The sequence below is a fragment of the Sphingorhabdus sp. genome (assembly GCF_044354325.1).
Taxonomy (GTDB): Bacteria; Pseudomonadota; Alphaproteobacteria; order Sphingomonadales; family Sphingomonadaceae; genus Sphingorhabdus_B.
This window is the reverse complement of record NZ_JBILAF010000039.1, coordinates 1-16,222: the sequence shown is the minus strand read 5'-3', so window position 1 is coordinate 16,222 and position 16,222 is coordinate 1. Positions and strand designations below refer to the sequence as shown.

16 protein-coding genes are annotated in these 16,222 nt (G+C 56.4%); 6 read left to right on the top strand and 10 right to left on the bottom strand.

All coding sequences use genetic code 11. From position 1 onward, the window contains the following. Positions 1-174 precede the first annotated feature (174 nt). On the bottom strand, positions 175-1,017 hold the full coding sequence (gene hflC, locus ACIQ0G_RS05405) for a protease modulator HflC (protein WP_397577020.1): 843 nt from the start codon (positions 1,015-1,017) through the stop codon (positions 175-177). Continuing rightward, positions 1,017-2,138 (bottom strand): protease modulator HflK, encoded by a 1,122-nt coding sequence (gene hflK / locus ACIQ0G_RS05400; RefSeq protein ID WP_397577019.1) that lies wholly within the window; start codon positions 2,136-2,138, stop codon positions 1,017-1,019. Before hflK ends, hflC begins: the two co-directional genes overlap by 1 nt. Positions 2,139-2,209: 71 nt before the next feature. On the opposite strand from hflK, the gene ACIQ0G_RS05395 reads away from it, so the two are divergent. The 5 genes from ACIQ0G_RS05395 (at position 2,210) to ACIQ0G_RS05375 (ending at position 7,527) form a co-directional block, all read left to right on the top strand. Then, positions 2,210-3,184 carry an Mrp/NBP35 family ATP-binding protein gene (locus ACIQ0G_RS05395; RefSeq protein WP_397577018.1) on the top strand — a complete coding sequence of 325 codons (975 nt, stop codon included), beginning with the start codon at positions 2,210-2,212 and terminating at the stop codon, positions 3,182-3,184. Further along, positions 3,181-5,457 (top strand): molybdopterin cofactor-binding domain-containing protein, encoded by a 2,277-nt coding sequence (locus tag ACIQ0G_RS05390; RefSeq protein ID WP_397577017.1) that lies wholly within the window; start codon positions 3,181-3,183, stop codon positions 5,455-5,457. The genes ACIQ0G_RS05395 and ACIQ0G_RS05390 overlap by 4 nt, the downstream gene beginning before the upstream one ends. Next, entirely contained in the window at positions 5,457-6,455 is a 999-nt protein-coding gene (gene hemH, locus ACIQ0G_RS05385) for a ferrochelatase (RefSeq protein WP_397577016.1), read from the top strand. Before ACIQ0G_RS05390 ends, hemH begins: the two co-directional genes overlap by 1 nt. Before the next feature lie 108 nt (positions 6,456-6,563). Next, positions 6,564-7,286: an acetoacetyl-CoA reductase gene (gene phbB, locus ACIQ0G_RS05380; RefSeq protein ID WP_333569295.1), complete on the top strand. Its 723-nt coding sequence runs from the start codon at positions 6,564-6,566 to the stop codon at positions 7,284-7,286. A gap of 13 nt (positions 7,287-7,299) precedes the next feature. After that, complete coding sequence (locus ACIQ0G_RS05375; RefSeq protein ID WP_324479543.1) at positions 7,300-7,527, top strand: ribbon-helix-helix domain-containing protein; 228 nt, start codon at positions 7,300-7,302, stop codon at positions 7,525-7,527. Between the two features lie 31 nt (positions 7,528-7,558). Here ACIQ0G_RS05375 and ACIQ0G_RS05370 read toward each other — a convergent pair whose 3' ends face one another. From ACIQ0G_RS05370 to ACIQ0G_RS05355, 4 genes are all read right to left on the bottom strand, one after another. After that, complete coding sequence (locus ACIQ0G_RS05370; RefSeq protein WP_397577015.1) at positions 7,559-8,179, bottom strand: LuxR C-terminal-related transcriptional regulator; 621 nt, start codon at positions 8,177-8,179, stop codon at positions 7,559-7,561. 89 nt (positions 8,180-8,268) lie between these two features. Next, positions 8,269-9,549, bottom strand: coding sequence for a UDP-N-acetylglucosamine 1-carboxyvinyltransferase (gene murA / locus ACIQ0G_RS05365; protein WP_324479545.1), 1,281 nt, complete (start codon positions 9,547-9,549; stop codon positions 8,269-8,271). A 50-nt stretch (positions 9,550-9,599) separates the two neighbouring features. Then, a complete protein-coding gene (locus ACIQ0G_RS05360; protein WP_397577014.1) occupies positions 9,600-10,220 on the bottom strand; it encodes a 2-hydroxychromene-2-carboxylate isomerase in 621 nt (206 codons plus the stop codon). Beyond that, positions 10,202-10,927, bottom strand: coding sequence for an SDR family NAD(P)-dependent oxidoreductase (locus ACIQ0G_RS05355; protein WP_397577013.1), 726 nt, complete (start codon positions 10,925-10,927; stop codon positions 10,202-10,204). The genes ACIQ0G_RS05360 and ACIQ0G_RS05355 overlap by 19 nt, the downstream gene beginning before the upstream one ends. Before the next feature lie 86 nt (positions 10,928-11,013). Between ACIQ0G_RS05355 and ACIQ0G_RS05350 the strand changes: the two genes are divergently transcribed. Next, complete coding sequence (locus ACIQ0G_RS05350) at positions 11,014-12,711, top strand: amidohydrolase (protein WP_397577012.1); 1,698 nt, start codon at positions 11,014-11,016, stop codon at positions 12,709-12,711. A 9-nt stretch (positions 12,712-12,720) separates the two neighbouring features. Here the strand turns inward: ACIQ0G_RS05350 and clpS are convergent, their stop codons facing one another. The 4 genes from clpS to ACIQ0G_RS05330 all read right to left on the bottom strand — a co-directional run. Next, positions 12,721-13,050, bottom strand: a complete 330-nt coding sequence (clpS, locus tag ACIQ0G_RS05345; RefSeq protein WP_397577011.1) for an ATP-dependent Clp protease adapter ClpS — start codon at positions 13,048-13,050, stop codon at positions 12,721-12,723. 217 nt (positions 13,051-13,267) lie between these two features. After that, positions 13,268-13,705, bottom strand: a complete 438-nt coding sequence (locus ACIQ0G_RS05340; protein ID WP_395628263.1) for a phasin family protein — start codon at positions 13,703-13,705, stop codon at positions 13,268-13,270. 281 nt (positions 13,706-13,986) lie between these two features. Next, on the bottom strand, positions 13,987-15,126 hold the full coding sequence (locus ACIQ0G_RS05335; RefSeq protein WP_397577010.1) for an acyl-CoA dehydrogenase family protein: 1,140 nt from the start codon (positions 15,124-15,126) through the stop codon (positions 13,987-13,989). Positions 15,127-15,237: 111 nt separating this feature from the next. Beyond that, the coding region (locus ACIQ0G_RS05330) for an acyl-CoA dehydrogenase family protein (protein WP_397577009.1) at positions 15,238-16,222 on the bottom strand (985 nt) is incomplete at its 5' end.

Below are 16,222 nucleotides of genomic sequence, written 5' to 3'. Positions count from 1 at the left end.
GGCACCTGTCATTAAAAGCGCGGTGGTAACTGCATAAGCGTAACGCACGGATATCATTCCTCTCGTATATTCATCTGGGCAGCAGGCCCGAAAGTCCGCCATTCGATGGCGTGGTAAAGCTTAACGCCAATTGAATGGATGCCATCCAATTGGCCAAAGTCATCCGTCGTTCGACTAACGCCCGGTACGGAATTTCTCAAGATACGCGTTTTGCGGCGACAAGATGATGTTGCTTGATCCCTCGCCATTCTGGAATGTCTGGCGATAGCTCTGCATGGCGCGATAGAAGTCGTAGAAACCCGGATCCTTGCCATAGCTTATGGCGTAGATGCGTGCAGCTTCGGCTTCGGCGTCAGCGCGGATAATCTGCGCTTCTTTCTGGCCCTCGGCATCAATGGCAATCGCTTCCTGATTTCGCGCGCTGCGCATCCGGTTATAGGCCGACTGCAACGTTGCTGCAGGCAAATCGGCGCGCTTAATGCGGACATCAATGACTTCAGCGCCATATTTCTTGGCTTCGCGGTTCAACGCCGTCTGGATATTTTCCATAACTTCGCCGCGCTCTGCACTCAGCAAGGCAACAAATGTGCGCTTGCCCAATTCGTTGCGAAGCGATGAGCCCAATATTGTCTTCAACTGGTCGCGCAGGCGATCCTCGGTACGGATGGTCCGATACATCACATCAGGTTGCGTGATGCGGAACCGAGCAAAGGCGTCGACTTGCAGACGCAGCTGGTCCGTGGAGAGCACTTCCTGTTGATCCATTTCGACGCTCAACACGCGCTTGTCGATAATCTGGATTTGTTCAACAAGCGGCACACGGAAGGTGAGGCCAGCACGTGTTTCGCCAAATCGTTCGTTCGGACGATATTTGTTCACAACGCGGTCAACCTTGCCGTAGCTGCTGATAATCGCTTGTTGCGTTTCAGGGACGATGGTGACCGACATGCTCAACAAAATGAGCGTACCGATCCCAATCAATGCCAGATAAACGGGGTTTCTGATGATATTCGTCATCATTGCTTTTTTCCTGTCACAACAACGGGTTCAGCCTTTTGTGCGGCCTTTTTCTGAAACTCAGGGAGCGGGAGGTACGGCGTTACGCCGCCAGTTTCGACAATCGTCTTGTCGACCTTGCCGAGAACCTGCTCCATCGTCTCATAATAAAGCCGCCTTTTGGTGACTTCGGGTGCTTCCTTGTACTGCACGTAAATCTTGTCGAACTCGGCAGTTTCACCCAGAGCCAATTCCGTGACGCGGCTGGCATACGCGCGCGCATCGTTCAGATAGCTCTCGCGGCGTTGTTGCGCCGCGTTTACTTCGCGGAATGCGTCATTCACTTCCGCCGGTGGGTCTGATTGACGGATCGAAATGCTCTGCACCAACACACCAGCGCGATATTCGTCCAATATCTGCTGCATCCGGCGGCGCACTTCCAATTCAATCGCGCCACGGCCCGGGCCAATGGCTTGGGTCAGATCAAAATTGGCAACGGCGGCGCGCATGGCGCTTTCCGCGACTTCCTTGACCGTGCCTTCGGGGCTATCGAGTTGAAACAGGAACAATGACGGGCTCTTGATCGACCAGCGGACGTCATAGGCCATATCGATGATGCTCTGGTCTTTGGTCAGGACCAGATTTTCGCTGCTTGCCTTGGGCGAACCGATGGAGGTCGTCTGGATCTGCTTTGTATCGATTTTGGTGATATTCTCGATGGGCGAGGGCAGCGTGAAACGAATGCCGGGCTGCACCGTGCGGGCATATTTGCCAAGCTGGGTTACAACGCCTTCCTGCTCGGGACCAATCCGGTGGATTGTCGACCAGACCAGCCAGAGCACGAGAAAGCCACCGGCGATAATCGGCCACCAGCTTTTGCCATCCGGCCGTTGCGGAAGACCACCAAAGCCACCGCCTTTGCGGCGCAGCAATTCTTCCAGTGACGGGCCACGGGGCCGCGATTGTTTCGCCGCACCTTCGGGTGTCGGGTCCCACGGATTAACCGGATCAGGCTTTGATCGGCCACCTTTTTCATTTGCGTTACCGGATGTACCGGTGTCGTGGGAATCGTCTGAATCCCACGGTCCTTTGCCTTCTATCGCCAAAATATGTGACCCCTGCTCGTCAATTTTTTTGCTCATAAAGTCTATGTAGTAGCGGTTTTTCAGAAAAACAGTGTCAATCCCGCAATTCTGAATCTATTCGGCATGATATGCCAAATATTGAACATTTTTCTCATATAATTTCTGCCGTTGCCGGCGCACGCGCGAGCGGTTTGAAAATCACCGATGGCGCGGTTTCGCTTATGCTCGATGTGTCGGGATTGAACGCGGATGCGCGCACGCAAATGGAAGCCGATGTTCGCAGCGCCGTTGAACGCGCAGGCGCGACGTCGGTTCGGATCATGTTGACGGCGGAGCGGATCACGCCGCGCTTGATCGCTGTGGCCAGCGGCAAAGGTGGCGTGGGTAAATCAACGCTGTCGACGAACCTTGCCATCGCCATGGCGCGGAACGGCCGATCGGTCGGGCTGGTTGATGCCGATATCTACGGTCCATCACAACCACGTTTGATGGGTGTTGAGGGCGTGAAGCCTGAAGCCGAAGGCAAGAATATGATACCCGTAATGGGCGCTGGCGGCGTGCCTTTCCTGTCGATGGGCCAGTTGGTCAATCCGGGCCAGGCCATTGCGTGGCGTGGCCCGATGGCGGGCAATGCCCTGTCGCAGCTTGTCGATGCCAAATGGGGTGATGTGCGCGACATCGTGGTCGATATGCCGCCGGGTACCGGTGATATCCAGTTGTCGATGATCCAAAAGCACAAGCCCGTCGGTGCCGTGATCATTTCCACGCCGCAGGATTTGGCGTTGATTGACGCCACCCGCGCCATCAGCTTTTTTGACACCGCGAAAGTCCCGATCATTGGGCTCGTTGAAAATATGGCAGGTTACCTCTGCCCACATTGCGGCGAAATGAGTGATCCTTTTGGTTCCGGCGGAGCGGAAGCCGCTGCAAAGGAACTGGGCATTCCGTTCTTGGGTCGCATTCCGCTGGACATCAAAATCCGCATGGCAAGCGATGCAGGCAATCCGCCGGCACTGGATGAAGGCCCCATTAGCGATGCCTATGCCGCAATTGCCCGCCAAGTATCCGCATGGATGGATGCGCCAAAGGCCGCGCCTGCATGACGGAAGACGCAGGGGCAGGCGAAGGCATTAGCCGCCGAAAGCTGCTCATTGGGGGCGGCGCTGGCGTCGGTTTGCTTGTGGCTTGGGGCCTGTGGCCGCGCCGTTATACGCCCAATTTACGGACGGTAGAGGGCGAGCATCTTTTCGGACCATGGCTTAAAATAGCCGAGGACGGCAAAATCGTCGTGGGCGTTCCACAAAGCGAGTCTGGCCAAGGCGTGTATACCGCATTGGCGCAGATTGTCGCCGGAGAGCTGGGCGCTGACTGGCGGTCGGTGGCAGTGCAACCAGTGCCGCCAAGTCCGATATTCGCAAACACATTATTGGCGCGCGAGTGGGCCCCGGCATTCATGCCCGAAAACCTCTCGCTCAACGCAGAGGGCGGTCCCGTTGCCAGCAGCATTAACGAACTCGCGAGACGCGACGTCTTTGTGGTGACAGGCGGATCATCTTCCATTCGGCAGTTTGAACAGCCATGCCGTGAAGCGGGCGCAGCGGCCCGGGCGGTCTTGTGTCAGGCCGCGGCAGCGCGCTGGGACATTTCATGGGAACAGTGCCAAACGGACCGAGGCTTTGTGGTCTTTGGAAAGAAACGCCTCGCATTTGCTGATCTTGTCATTGAAGCATCAGAGATCGCGCCGCCATCGCCGATTCCGCTGAATTCTTCGCCGCGCAACCGCCTTTCGGGCCGTGACGCCCCCCGGCTCGATCTGTCTGCCAAGGTGGATGGCAGCGCAAGCTTTGCGGGCGACATTCGTCTGCCCGATATGCTCTACGCGTCTGTCCGGGGTGGGCCAGCGGGCGACAGTAGGTTGAAATCGGCCAACACAAAAGCGGCCCTGAAAATGCGCGGCGTGGTGCAAGTTGTGCGGACCAAAAGCTGGGTTGCTGCGGTGGCAAGCAACTGGTGGGCAGCCAACACCGCGCTCGATGCAATGAAGCCCGTCTTTGCGACAAAAGGTGGCCTGGCGGACAGCCAGAAAATTGGTCAGTCGCTTGGCGACGCCATCGCCAAAGGCCCCGGCTTTCGTGCATTCAAATCAGGCGACGTTGATGCGGCAATGGCGCCCGAGACGGCAACGCGCATTTTTAAGGCCGACTATTCGGTGGGTGCGGCGGTGCACGCCCCTATTGAAACACGTTCAGCGACGGCGGATTATCGCAATGGTCGTCTGCAATTATGGATCGCATCACAAGCGCCTCAGGCCGCGCGCGTTGCCGCAGCAAATGCCATCGGCATCGATGTAAATGATGTGGTTCTCTATCCCGTCATGGCGGGCGGAAGTTTCGACCGCAATTTTGACAATGTGATTGCCGCGCAAGTTGCGGTCATTGCCAAGGAAGTGGGCAGGCCGGTGCAACTGGTCTGGTCGCGCCCTGAAGATTTCCTGCGGGATCATGTCCGCACACCGGCGCTGGGCCGTTTATCCGCCGCGATAAATGCCGAAGGCGCCGTGACCGCCATGAGCGTGCGGGTGGCGGCCGCATCCAGCATGCGTGAGCTTGCAAACCGTATCGATGGGCAAAGCGTTGACGCAGCGCGCAAGGCGTCCGCAGGCGAATTTGACGCACTCGCGGTGCACGGTGCGCAGATACCATATGCCATTCCCAATCTGACGATTGACCATTTCCCCGTGCGCATGCCGGTGCCGACCGGGCCGTGGCGTAGCCTTGCGCACAGCTACAACTGCTTCTTCGTTGAGGGTTTCATTGACGAGCTTGCGCAAAATGCTGGCGTTGAGCCTTTGTCGTTTCGCATGCAAATGCTTGTCGGCCAAACCCGGCTTGCCCGGTGCCTTACGGGCGTCGCCAATATGGCGGGATGGGACGGGGGCGGCTCGGGCAGCGGACGCGGCATTGCGTGTCACAGCATGCGCGGCAGCCACATTGCCGTTATCGTGACGGCGCGTACCAGCGAAACCGGCGTGCGTGTCGACCGTATTCATGCGATGGCGGATTGCGGGCGGCTTATTAATCCTGATCTGGCGCGCCAGCAGATTGAGGGCGGCATCGTTTTCGGATTGGCACAAGCATTGGGTTCAACAACCGAATATCAAAACGGCCTGCCAACCGCCCGCCGTCTGCGCGATGTGGACCTGCCGAAATTAACCGATGTGCCGGAAATCACCGTTGAATTTGCGCGCAGTGATGCGGCGCCGGGCGGTGTGACTGAACTCGGGGTGCCACCAGTTGCACCCGCACTTGCAAACGCTTTATTCTCTGCAGCGGGAATACGTTTGCGTGAACTTCAATTGCTGTCCCGGGGACTATAATGACCTTACCAATTGACCACCCACCCGTGGCGACGCCCAAAGTCGGCGTCTTGCTGGTGAATCTGGGTACGCCAGACGCACCTACGACGTCAGCAGTGAAGCGCTATTTGAAACAGTTTTTGTCGGATCGACGCGTTGTCGAAATTCCGCCTTTGCTGTGGCAGCCAATTTTGCGCGGCATCATTTTGAACACCCGTCCGCAAAAATCGGCGCAGGCATATGCCAAAGTTTGGACGGAAAAAGGATCGCCGCTCGCATTTTTTACAGCCGGACAGGCGGAAGCTTTGCAGGTGCGTATGGAAGGGATCGCCGATGTGCGATATGCCATGCGCTATGGTAATCCGTCCGTCGCTGACCAACTGGCCGCGATGAAAGCGGCGGGGTGCAACCGGATTTTAATTGCGCCATTATATCCGCAATATTCAGGGGCGACGACAGGTACGGTGCTTGATGAGGCATATGCCACGCTCACCGCCATGCGATGGCATCCGGCGATCCGGACGCTGCCCGCTTATCATGATGATGCACGCTATATCGGCGCGCTGAAGTCGTCGATTGAAGCGTCGCTTGCGAAACTGGATTTCGTGCCCGACGCGCTTGTGATCAGTTTCCACGGGATGCCGGAACGTACGCTCCATTTGGGTGACCCCTATCATTGCCACTGCCAAAAAACCGCACGGCTTCTGTCGGAAGCCATGGGCCGCGCGCTTGTTGTCAGTTTCCAATCGCGTTTCGGGCGGGCAAAATGGCTTGAACCCGCCACGGACGATACGCTGATGAAGCTTGCGCGCGAAGGGACGAAGAAAGTCGCGATCTTTGCACCGGGCTTTTCGGTCGATTGCCTCGAAACGCTCGAAGAGCTCGCGATGCAAGGGCATGAGCAGTTCGAAGAAGCGGGCGGCACACATTATGCCTATCTGCCGTGCTTGAACGACAGCGATATCGGCATGGATATGCTTGAACAGATTATCGGGCAGGAACTGGCTGGCTGGATCTAATCGTTGGCACAGCGAGGCTGCGGCTTTTTTGTGCTAACGTTTACGGCAACTTGCACTTGTGCCCTTGTCCATTAATCATGGCGGAAATAGCGATGAGGAGAGCAATGCATGTCACGAATTGCGGTGGTTACAGGCGGCACCCGAGGTATTGGCGAAGCGATCTGTTTGAAGCTTCAGGAAAAAGGCCGGATGGTCATCGCCAACTATGGCGGCAATGACGCGGCCGCCAAGGCATTTTCAGAACGGACTGGCATTGCGGTGCGCAAGTGGGACGTTGGCGATCACCAAAGCTGTCTGGACGCCTGCGCGGCGATTGAGGCTGAGTTCGGGCCAATCGACATCATGGTCAACAATGCGGGTATCACGCGCGATGCTACGATGATGAAGATGACATTCGAACAATGGGACGAAGTCATCCGTGTCGACCTGACGGGATGTTTCAACATGGCAAAGGCAGTCTTTGCCGGCATGCGCGAACGCAAATGGGGACGCATCGTCAATATTGGCTCGGTCAACGGTCAGGGCGGCCAAATCGGTCAGGTGAATTACGCGGCGGCAAAATCAGGCATCCATGGTTTTACCAAATCGCTTGCCGCCGAAGGTGCGCGCTATGGCGTGACCGCCAATGCAATCGCGCCGGGCTATATCGGCACCGAAATGCTGTCGACCATCCCGGAAAATGTGATGGAAAAGATTGTCGCGCAAATTCCCGTGGGCCGTTTGGGTCAACCCGACGAAATCGCCCGCGGCGTCGAATTTTTGACGAGCGACAATGCAGGCTTCATCACCGGTTCGACTTTGTCGATCAACGGTGGCCAGCACATGTATTGATGGTTGTCGGCGGGTGAGCGATATTTATCATCCGCCCGTCAAGCGCAGCATGACGGTGGCGGGGCATCAAACCTCCATCAGTCTGGAACCGCTTTTCTGGGACGCGTTGAAACGGGCTGCCGAGCAAAAGGATTTGCCCGTCAATGCGCTGGTCGCGCAAATCGATGTGGAGCGTCTGGAATCCGGAACACCCTGCGGGTTGGCGAGTGCGATTCGATTGTGGGTGATGGCGAACGCATAAAGGGTTCGGTCACATCGGCCTGTCCGGTCGGTTAAAGCCCCGCTTCGACGGCTATGCGGACGGCATCTGCCGCATTCGACGTCGACAGTTTCTTGAACATCAGCATGCGGTGCATCTGAACCGTCTTTTCGCTTAAGGACAATCGATAGGCAATCTGCTTTGTCCGGAAACCGCGGGCCATCTGTTGCAAAATCTCGCGCTGACGGGGTGAAAGCCGGTCGACAATCTGTGCGGCTTGTTGTTGGCGCACCAGCCCAATGCTCTCCTCTTCGGGTAGCACTTCGATTTGGGACCCGACGAAAAGCTCAAGATTCCCATCATTGTCGAACAATGGCGCGATCATCACCGCGTTGCGAAAGGGGGATCCGTCTTTCCGGTAGTTAATGAGTTCTGCCAGTGCAGAATGTTGCCCTTGCACTGCCGAGCGCAGCTTTTCCGTCTGGCCATTTTCGGTGTCCGGACCGCGCAAAAAGCGGCAGTTGCGACCGATGACTTCGTCTTCTGCATAGCCGGTTAGCGCACAAAAAGCCGCATTCACCGCAATCAGGGGATTGTCTGGCTTGGTGGGGTCGCTGACGACGGTTGCGATGGGGCTAAAGCGGATCGAATCCAAAACTGGATGACGCGTGGCTTGGCTTGGCTTCGGATTCACATTCGATTTCACTTTGATGAGAGATGCCGCAAAAATATCAATGTGGCAACTGTTCCTTGAATGCGACGCTCCGATTCGAATGGCGCTCGTTAGTCTGAGCCCACCCGCTCAACATCCGCGCCGACAAGTTGAAGCTTTTCTTCTAGCCGCTCATAGCCTCTGTCGAGGTGGTAAAGACGGCTCACATGCGTTTCGCCCTCTGCGACCAAGCCAGCGATCACGAGGCTCATAGAGGCTCTCAAATCGGTTGCCATCACAGGCGCGCCCGTCATTTTCTTCACACCGTGGACAATGGCGGTACGGCCCTTGGTTTCGATATGCGCGCCCATACGGTTGAGTTCGGGCACGTGCATGTACCGGTTCTCGAAAATCGTTTCGGTCAGGACACTTGCGCCGTCTGCCATGCACAGCATGGCCATGAACTGCGCCTGCATATCGGTTGCAAAGCCGGGATATGGCGCGGTTGAAATCGTCAGCGGCTTTAATTTGCCATCGGACGCGATGCGGATCCCGCCTGCGGTTTCTTCAACCGTGACGCCTGATTGGCGCAACGCATCCAGCGTTGCGTCCATTTCGCTCGCCTTTGCACCGACAAGTTCAATATCGCCGCCGGTAATGGCCGCGGCGCAGGCATAGCTGCCCGCTTCGATCCGGTCGCTCATGACGCGGTATGTCGCGCCATGCAGACGGTCCTTGCCGTGAATGATGAGGTCGGATGTACCGATGCCTTCAATCTGCGCGCCCATTGCGACAAGCAAGTTGCACAAATCGACGATTTCGGGCTCGCGCGCGGCATTGTGCAGAACACATGTGCCCTTCGCGAGGCTTGCCGCCATCAGCGCATTTTCAGTTGCGCCCACGGACACGACAGGGAAGGTATAGGTCCCGCCGGGAATGCCTTTTTTGGCGACCGCCTTCACATATCCTGCCGCAACTTCAATTTCGACGCCAAAGGCCTCAAGCGCTTTCAGGTGAAGGTCGATTGGCCGGTTGCCAATGGCGCATCCGCCCGGCAGCGACACGGTTGCTTCGCCCGCACGGGCAAGCATTGGGCCCAAGACCAGAATCGACGCGCGCATTTTGCGGACAAGGTCATAGGGCGCGATGTTTGTGGTGATACGCGTCGCTTCGAGCGTCATTACGCGGCCGAAATCTTCGGGACGCGATCCGGCAACCGTCGTGGAAATACCGAACTGGTTCATCAAATGTTGAAAACCGTCAATGTCGGCCAAGCGCGGCAAATTGCGCAAGGTCAGCGGCTCGTCGGTCAGCAATGCGCAGGGTATCAGCGTCAATGCGCTGTTCTTCGCACCTGAAATGGGGATTTTCCCTTTGAGCGTATTGCCGCCGCGTACGATTATCTTATCCATCGCAGGGTATTTAGCGGGAATCGATTGCGGCGCAACTTAGGAATTGGAAGTCACGACGTCGTGAGTGCAATCTCAAGCTGACCCAATCGTTCTTTGCCCCAATATATCTCGTCGCCGACAAAGAATGTCGGGACGCCAAATGCCCCGCGTTTGGCGGCATCTTCGGTACTCGCGATCAATTCCGCTTTCACCGCCGGATCCTCGGCCTTGGCGAGCAATGCTGCACTGTCGAGGCCAACTGCATCCAGAACCGACGCGACGACCTGTGCATCGCCCATGTCCGCGCCGTCTTCCCACATTGCCGCCATCACTGCGTCCACATAAGGCGCAAAGCAGCCGAGATGTTGGGCGGCAACCGCGCCACGCATTAGTTGCAGCGAATTGATGGGAAAGCGCGGGTTCATTTTGAATGGCAGCGCATGCGCTTTGACGAAGCGGTCGAATTCCAGCATCTCATAATTGCGTTTTGCGGGCGTCTCCGCATAGCGCATGAACGGTGCTTGGTTGTTCGTCAGCTTGAACAATCCCCCCAGCGAGATAGGGATATAGACCGCTTCAGCGCCCGTACGCGCGCAGATATCGGGCAGCATTTTGTGCGCGAGATAGCTGTTGGGCCCGCCGAAATCGAAAAGAAATTGGAAGCTTTTGGTCATCAAAAATTCTCCGTCCATGGCCGTAAATCCATCTCGTGCGTCCACGCACTGCGGTGTTGTTTGTGTAATGCCACATATTGCAGCGCAATCGCATCAGGCGACAACACGCCGTCCGCCGCCTTGGCTGCTTCGAAATTGGGGTGAATGCCCCTGATAAAGGCCGTGTCGATGCCGCCATCAATGATGACATGCGCGACGTGAATATTCTTCGGCCCAAGTTCGCGCGCCATTGACTGCGCCAGCATGCGCAGAGCGCCTTTCGCACCGGAAAAGGCTGAAAAGCCGCTGCCGCCACGTATGCTGGCAGTCGCGCCGGTGAAAATGATTGTTCCCGACTGGCGCTCAACCATCCGGCGCGCCGCCTCACGTCCCATGAGGAAACCCGCAAAGGCCGCCATTTCCCAGACCTTGCGATAGACTTGGGAAGTCATATCCAGAATTGAGAAGTTCACATTGGCGCCGATGTTGAACACGGCAACCTCAATCGGGCCCACATCGCGTTCAATCGCGTCGACCATTGCCACGACTTCTTCCTCAATGCGCGCGTCTGCTGGATAGGCGCGGGCAGCATAGCCCTCGGCATGAATGGACTTGACCAACGCTTCCAATTCGTCGGCGTTACGCGCACGCCGGTTGACACAAGCGGTGTAGCCTTCGCGGGCAAAAGCCTTGGCAATCGCGCCGCCCGTTGCGTCACCTGCGCCAACGATCAATGCTGCTGCCATATTATTTCTCCTTGCGCGATTGGATGGCTTGCCAGCCCGGAATTTGCAACCGATAGTCGTCCGATAAAGTCTTGGGAGAGAGAATAATGCGTGTGAAATATGGCCTGCTTTGCGCATTTGCACCTTTGCTATTGGCTGCGGCGCCAGCGCAAACGACGGACATCATTCTCAAGGGCGGATCGATACTCACCATGGCTGGCGATCAGCCGGAGTTTGTTGAGGCGATATTGCTACGCAACGGCAAAATCGCCGCTCTTGGCACGCTAGCCTCGGTCAAAAAAGCTGCCGCCAAAAAGGTCGAATTGGTGGACCTGAAAGGGCGCACCGTTCTGCCCGGATTTATCGATGCGCACGGGCATATGGGCTATGTCGGGCAGAATGCAGCGATGGCGCAATTACAACCGCCGCCCGTTGGGACGGTTAAATCAATTGCAGAGTTGCAGGACGCGCTGCGCCAATATCCACGTCCCGATGGCATGCCCCTGATTATTGGCAATGGCTATGACGACTCGCAACTGGCCGAGCGGCGCCATCCGACACGGGCGGATCTGGATGCGGTTTCCAGCAATATTCCGATTTTGATACTGCATGTCAGCGGGCATTTTGCGGCGATGAATTCGGCTATGCTCAAGCTGGTTGGCTATACCCCAGAAACGCCCGACCCGCAGGGCGGGGTGATCCGGCGTGAGGCCGATGGCAAAACGCCCAATGGCGTGTTGGAGGAAACGGCGCTTTATCCCGTGTTGAAAGTGCTGACACCGCCCAGCATGGATGCCAGCATTGCGCCACTGGTGACGGGTGCCAAAATCTATGCCGCCAACGGTATCACCACCGGGCAGGACGGACGGATCATGCCGGAAAGCTGGGCGGCGATGGAGGAGGCCGACAAGCGCGGGCTATTCCCGATTGACGTTGTGGCGCTAACATCTTTTGAACGTGACTGGTCCCCGGCGGTACGTGCGCGGATTGGAAAGCCCTATCCAGCGGGCGGGCATTTGCGCATTGGCGGCATCAAATTGACGCTTGATGGTTCGCCGCAGGGACGTACGGCATGGTTGAAAGACCCGGTTCCCATCCCGCCACACGGCCAGAAAGAGGGTTATGCCGGTTATCCGGCGATTGATCTGAAATTGTTCAACGCCAAATTGGCGGATGCCGCACAAAATGGCTGGCAGGTGTTTGTCCATGTCAACGGCGACGCCGCGGCGCAGGCATTGATCGACGGGGTCCGGGATAATGGTCTGGCGGGTAAGCGCACTATCGCCATCCACAATCAAGTGGTTCAACTCGATCAGCTAAAGGACATGAAGGCGCTGGATATCCAGCCCAGCTTTTTTGCCAACCATACTTATTATTGGGGCGACTGGCACCGCGACGTAGCGCTTGGGCCCAAGCGCGCCGATTTTATCTCGCCACAGGCAACGGGCTGGGCACTGGGGCTGCGCCCGACGGCGCATAATGATTCCCCGGTTGTGCCGCCCGACATGATGCGGCTGGTCTGGTCATCGGTGAACCGGCTGACGCAGAGCGGCGACATATTGGGGCCAATGGAGCGGATATCGCCCTATCGCGCGTTGCAACAAGTGACGATCAATGCCGCGTGGCAAATCGGAGAGGACGGGGACAAAGGAAGCCTATCGGCGGGTAAGCGCGCGGATCTTGTTGTTCTAGACGGAAACCCGCTGACCGTGGACGCGGCCAAAATATACAGCATCAAAGTCGTTGCGACGATAAAGGATGGCAAAACAATATATGGGTCAATTGGTTCGCCGAGCAAACCTTAGGTCCTGACCCTAGTCTTTTTCCAACGTACATTGCAGCGGGTGCTGATTTTTTTGGGCGAAGTCCATGACCTGAGTCACCTTGGTTTCAGCAACTTCATAAGTGAAGATACCGCACACGCCGACGCCTTTTTGATGGACATGTAGCATCACGCGGGTGGCCTGATCTGTGTCCATTTGAAAAAATGCCTTCAGCACATGAACGACGAATTCCATCGGCGTGTAATCGTCGTTGAGCAGCAGGACTTTATACAGGCTGGGCTTTTGAGTCTTTGGCCGTGTACGCGTGGCAAGGCCGACGCCGAGTGTGCCGCCTGGTTTGTCGTCGTCATCTTGTGCCATATGGATCTGCATCGCTCTAAAATAGGTCAGGGTAGGGTGACTGTGCAACCCCTGTTCCATATCAATTTCGTTTGGCCAAAAAGAAACCGCCCTTTCCGCAGGGGAAAGGACGGCTCTTTTATGATTGCGCTAGCGTGTCTCGGTTGCCCACCACCATAAGGAGGAGAGAGAGAAGGCAGCGGACGCGAAATGCACCAGCGCAATAACCTCGGAAAACTTATGCAGCTTTCTTGAAAAGCTCAGTCGTTACCGCGATGCGGTTCGAAATCGGCTGGAACATTTCGTTTACCAGCTTGACCATCGCTTCGGTGTTCTTCGAACCCTGCGCTACTGCAGTGTCAAAGCCCTTGCGTGCAAGTTCACCCTGCAGCTTCACGAAATCGGTTGGCGATTTGACGGCAGTCAATTCTTTCACCGCAACCTGAACATCTTCGAAGTTCTTCTTGGCGAATTCGATGTTGGTCTTGCCCATTTCCTGAGCACCCTTGGCAACGATCTTGCCAGCTTCAACGATGGCTTCGACGTTCGCTTTGTTGAATTCAACGGCTTCAGCCGCGAACTTCTTGCCTTTTTCAGTCGCTTCGCTTGCCTTTTCGCGCACGTCAGCAAAAAACTCGGTCGCCTTTTCGGCGGTGGCTTTTACAGTGTCAGTCATATTCGTCACTCCTTGAGCAATCGGTTCAGATCCAACAGATACGGCTTTCTTGGCCGGTAAAGCAGCAGGTTTCGCAACCTTCTTCTTTGCAACGGTGCTTGGTGTAGCTTTCGCAGGCGCAGCCTTTGACGCCGTTGGTTCAACGGTTTTAGTCGAAGGAGTCGTTGCTAATTTGCGTACCATGGCGTGCACCATTTCTGTTGTGTTGCAGTGCACAATAAAGATTCGCGCACGCACTGTCAACAAAAATGTTGCACTGCACAATAAGTTGAATTGGCGCGTTAATCCGCCAATGTCAGGCGTTCAAAACGCTCATAATGATGGTCAGCCGAACCAAATTGGCTTTCGATCATCGTCGCGCGCTTGAAGAAATGACCGATGGCCAGTTCCTGCGTGATGCCGATGCCGCCATGCGTTTGAATGGCGCTCTGGCCCACGAACTTCGCGGCGCGCGATACCTTCGCCTTACATGCCGATACCGCAGCCATACGTTCTGCCGCTGGCAAATCGAGCTTCAAGGTCGCCATGGTGGTCATGGATTTGGACTGTTCAACTTCCATGAACATATCGACCATGCGGTGCTGCAATACTTGGAAGCGCGAAATGGGCTGGCCGAACTGGTTACGCTGCCGCGCATATTCGAGCGTGCCCGAATGCAGCTTGGCAGTCACACCGCAGGCTTCTGCACAGACGGAAACCGTTGCTTCGTCGACAATGCGTTCGATCAGCGGAAGGCCAGCGCCTTCGCCGCCCAACAGGGCGTCGCCTGGAATAGCAACATTTTCAAAATAGACTTCAGAAGCCTGGAACCCATCGACGGTTGGATAGTCGCGGCGCACGATGCCAGGGGTATTTGCGTCAATCAGGAACAGCGACACGCCATTGGCTTCGCTGCCCGAACCGCCGGTGCGGGCGGTGACCAACAAATGCGTTGCCCAAGGGGCGGCGTAAACCACGCCCTTATGGCCGTTCAGCACATAGCCTGCGCCGTCTTTCTTCGCGGTCGTGCGAATGTTCGCAAGATTATAGCGACCCTGTGGTTCCGCATAGGCAAATGCGATGATGACGTTGCCGCCAATGATTTCTGGAATGACGGCATCGGCAATCGCGCCGCCAACAGCCTTCAACGCACCACCGCCAAGAACGACGGTCTGCAGATAAGGTTCGATCGCAATGACCTTGCCCAATTCTTCCAGGATCAAAGCATTTTCGAGGTGGCCGCCGCCAAGTCCGCCATGGGCTTCGCTAAATGATGCACCAAGCATGCCGAGATCTTGCGCCAGCGCCTTCCAGATGCCGGCGTCACGTCCGCTGCCGCTGGCAATCATCTTGTTGCGGCTGTCAAAGTCATATGTGTCCGCCAGAAAGCGGCTCAGGGTTTCGCGGATCATGTCCTGCGTTTCGGTGTAGCTGAAATCCATTATAATTATCCTGTCCAATGGTCCGTCATGCTGAACTTGTTTCAGCATCTTAATGTCAACGTTGCGCATTAAGACCCTGAAACGTGTTCAGGGTGACGGCAAAATGTTAGATTAAATACCCAGCACCATCTTGGCGATGATGTTGCGTTGGATCTCGTTGGAACCACCGTAAATCGTCGTCTTGCGGGTGTTGAAATAGGTCGGAGCAGCGCGATGCGCGTAATCCGGACCAATTGGATGTTCATTGTCGCCTTCGCCAAATCCGCGGAAATAGGGCGCGCCATAATGGCCGACTGCTTCCAATGCGAGTTCGGTAATCCGCTGCTGGATTTCAGAGCCCTTGATTTTCAGCAAGCTGGATTCAGGGCCAGGGCCCTTGCCCGCCGCTTCGCCCGCAAGGCTACGCAGTTCGGTGAATTCCAATGCGGTCAGATCGATTTCAAGTTCCGAAATCTTACGCTTGAAAAATGGGTTGGCGATCAACGGACGGTCACCGTCCTGCTCTGTGCGGGCAATGGATTTGATCTTCTCAACGCCACGCTTCGACCGGGCAACGGCGGCGATGCCGGTACGCTCATGCGCCAGCAAGAACTTGGCGCAGGTCCAGCCCTTGTTTTCTTCATAGATGCGATTGGCAACGGGTACGCGGACGTCTTCCAACCATACTTCGTTGACTTCATGCTCGCCACCCAAGGTGATGATTGGGCGAACGGTTACGCCGGGCGTCTTCATGTTGATGAGAAGGAAGCTAATGCCCTCCTGCGCCTTGGCATCGGAATCGGTGCGGACGAGGAAGAAGCCCCAGTCTGCATATTGCGCCATCGTGGTCCATGTCTTTTGACCGTTTACAACATAATGGTCGCCGTCGCGGACGGCCTTTGTGCGCAGCGAAGCAAGGTCAGAACCTGCGCCAGGTTCCGAATACCCTTGGCACCACCAATCGTCGCCCGACAAGATACCGGGCAGGAATTGTGCTTTTTGCTCCGGCGTGCCGAATGTGTAGATGACGGGTCCGACCATCGACAGGCCAAATGGCATGGTGCCGACGCAATCCGCAGCGGCGAGTTCTTCGGACCAGATGAAACGTTGCGTTGCG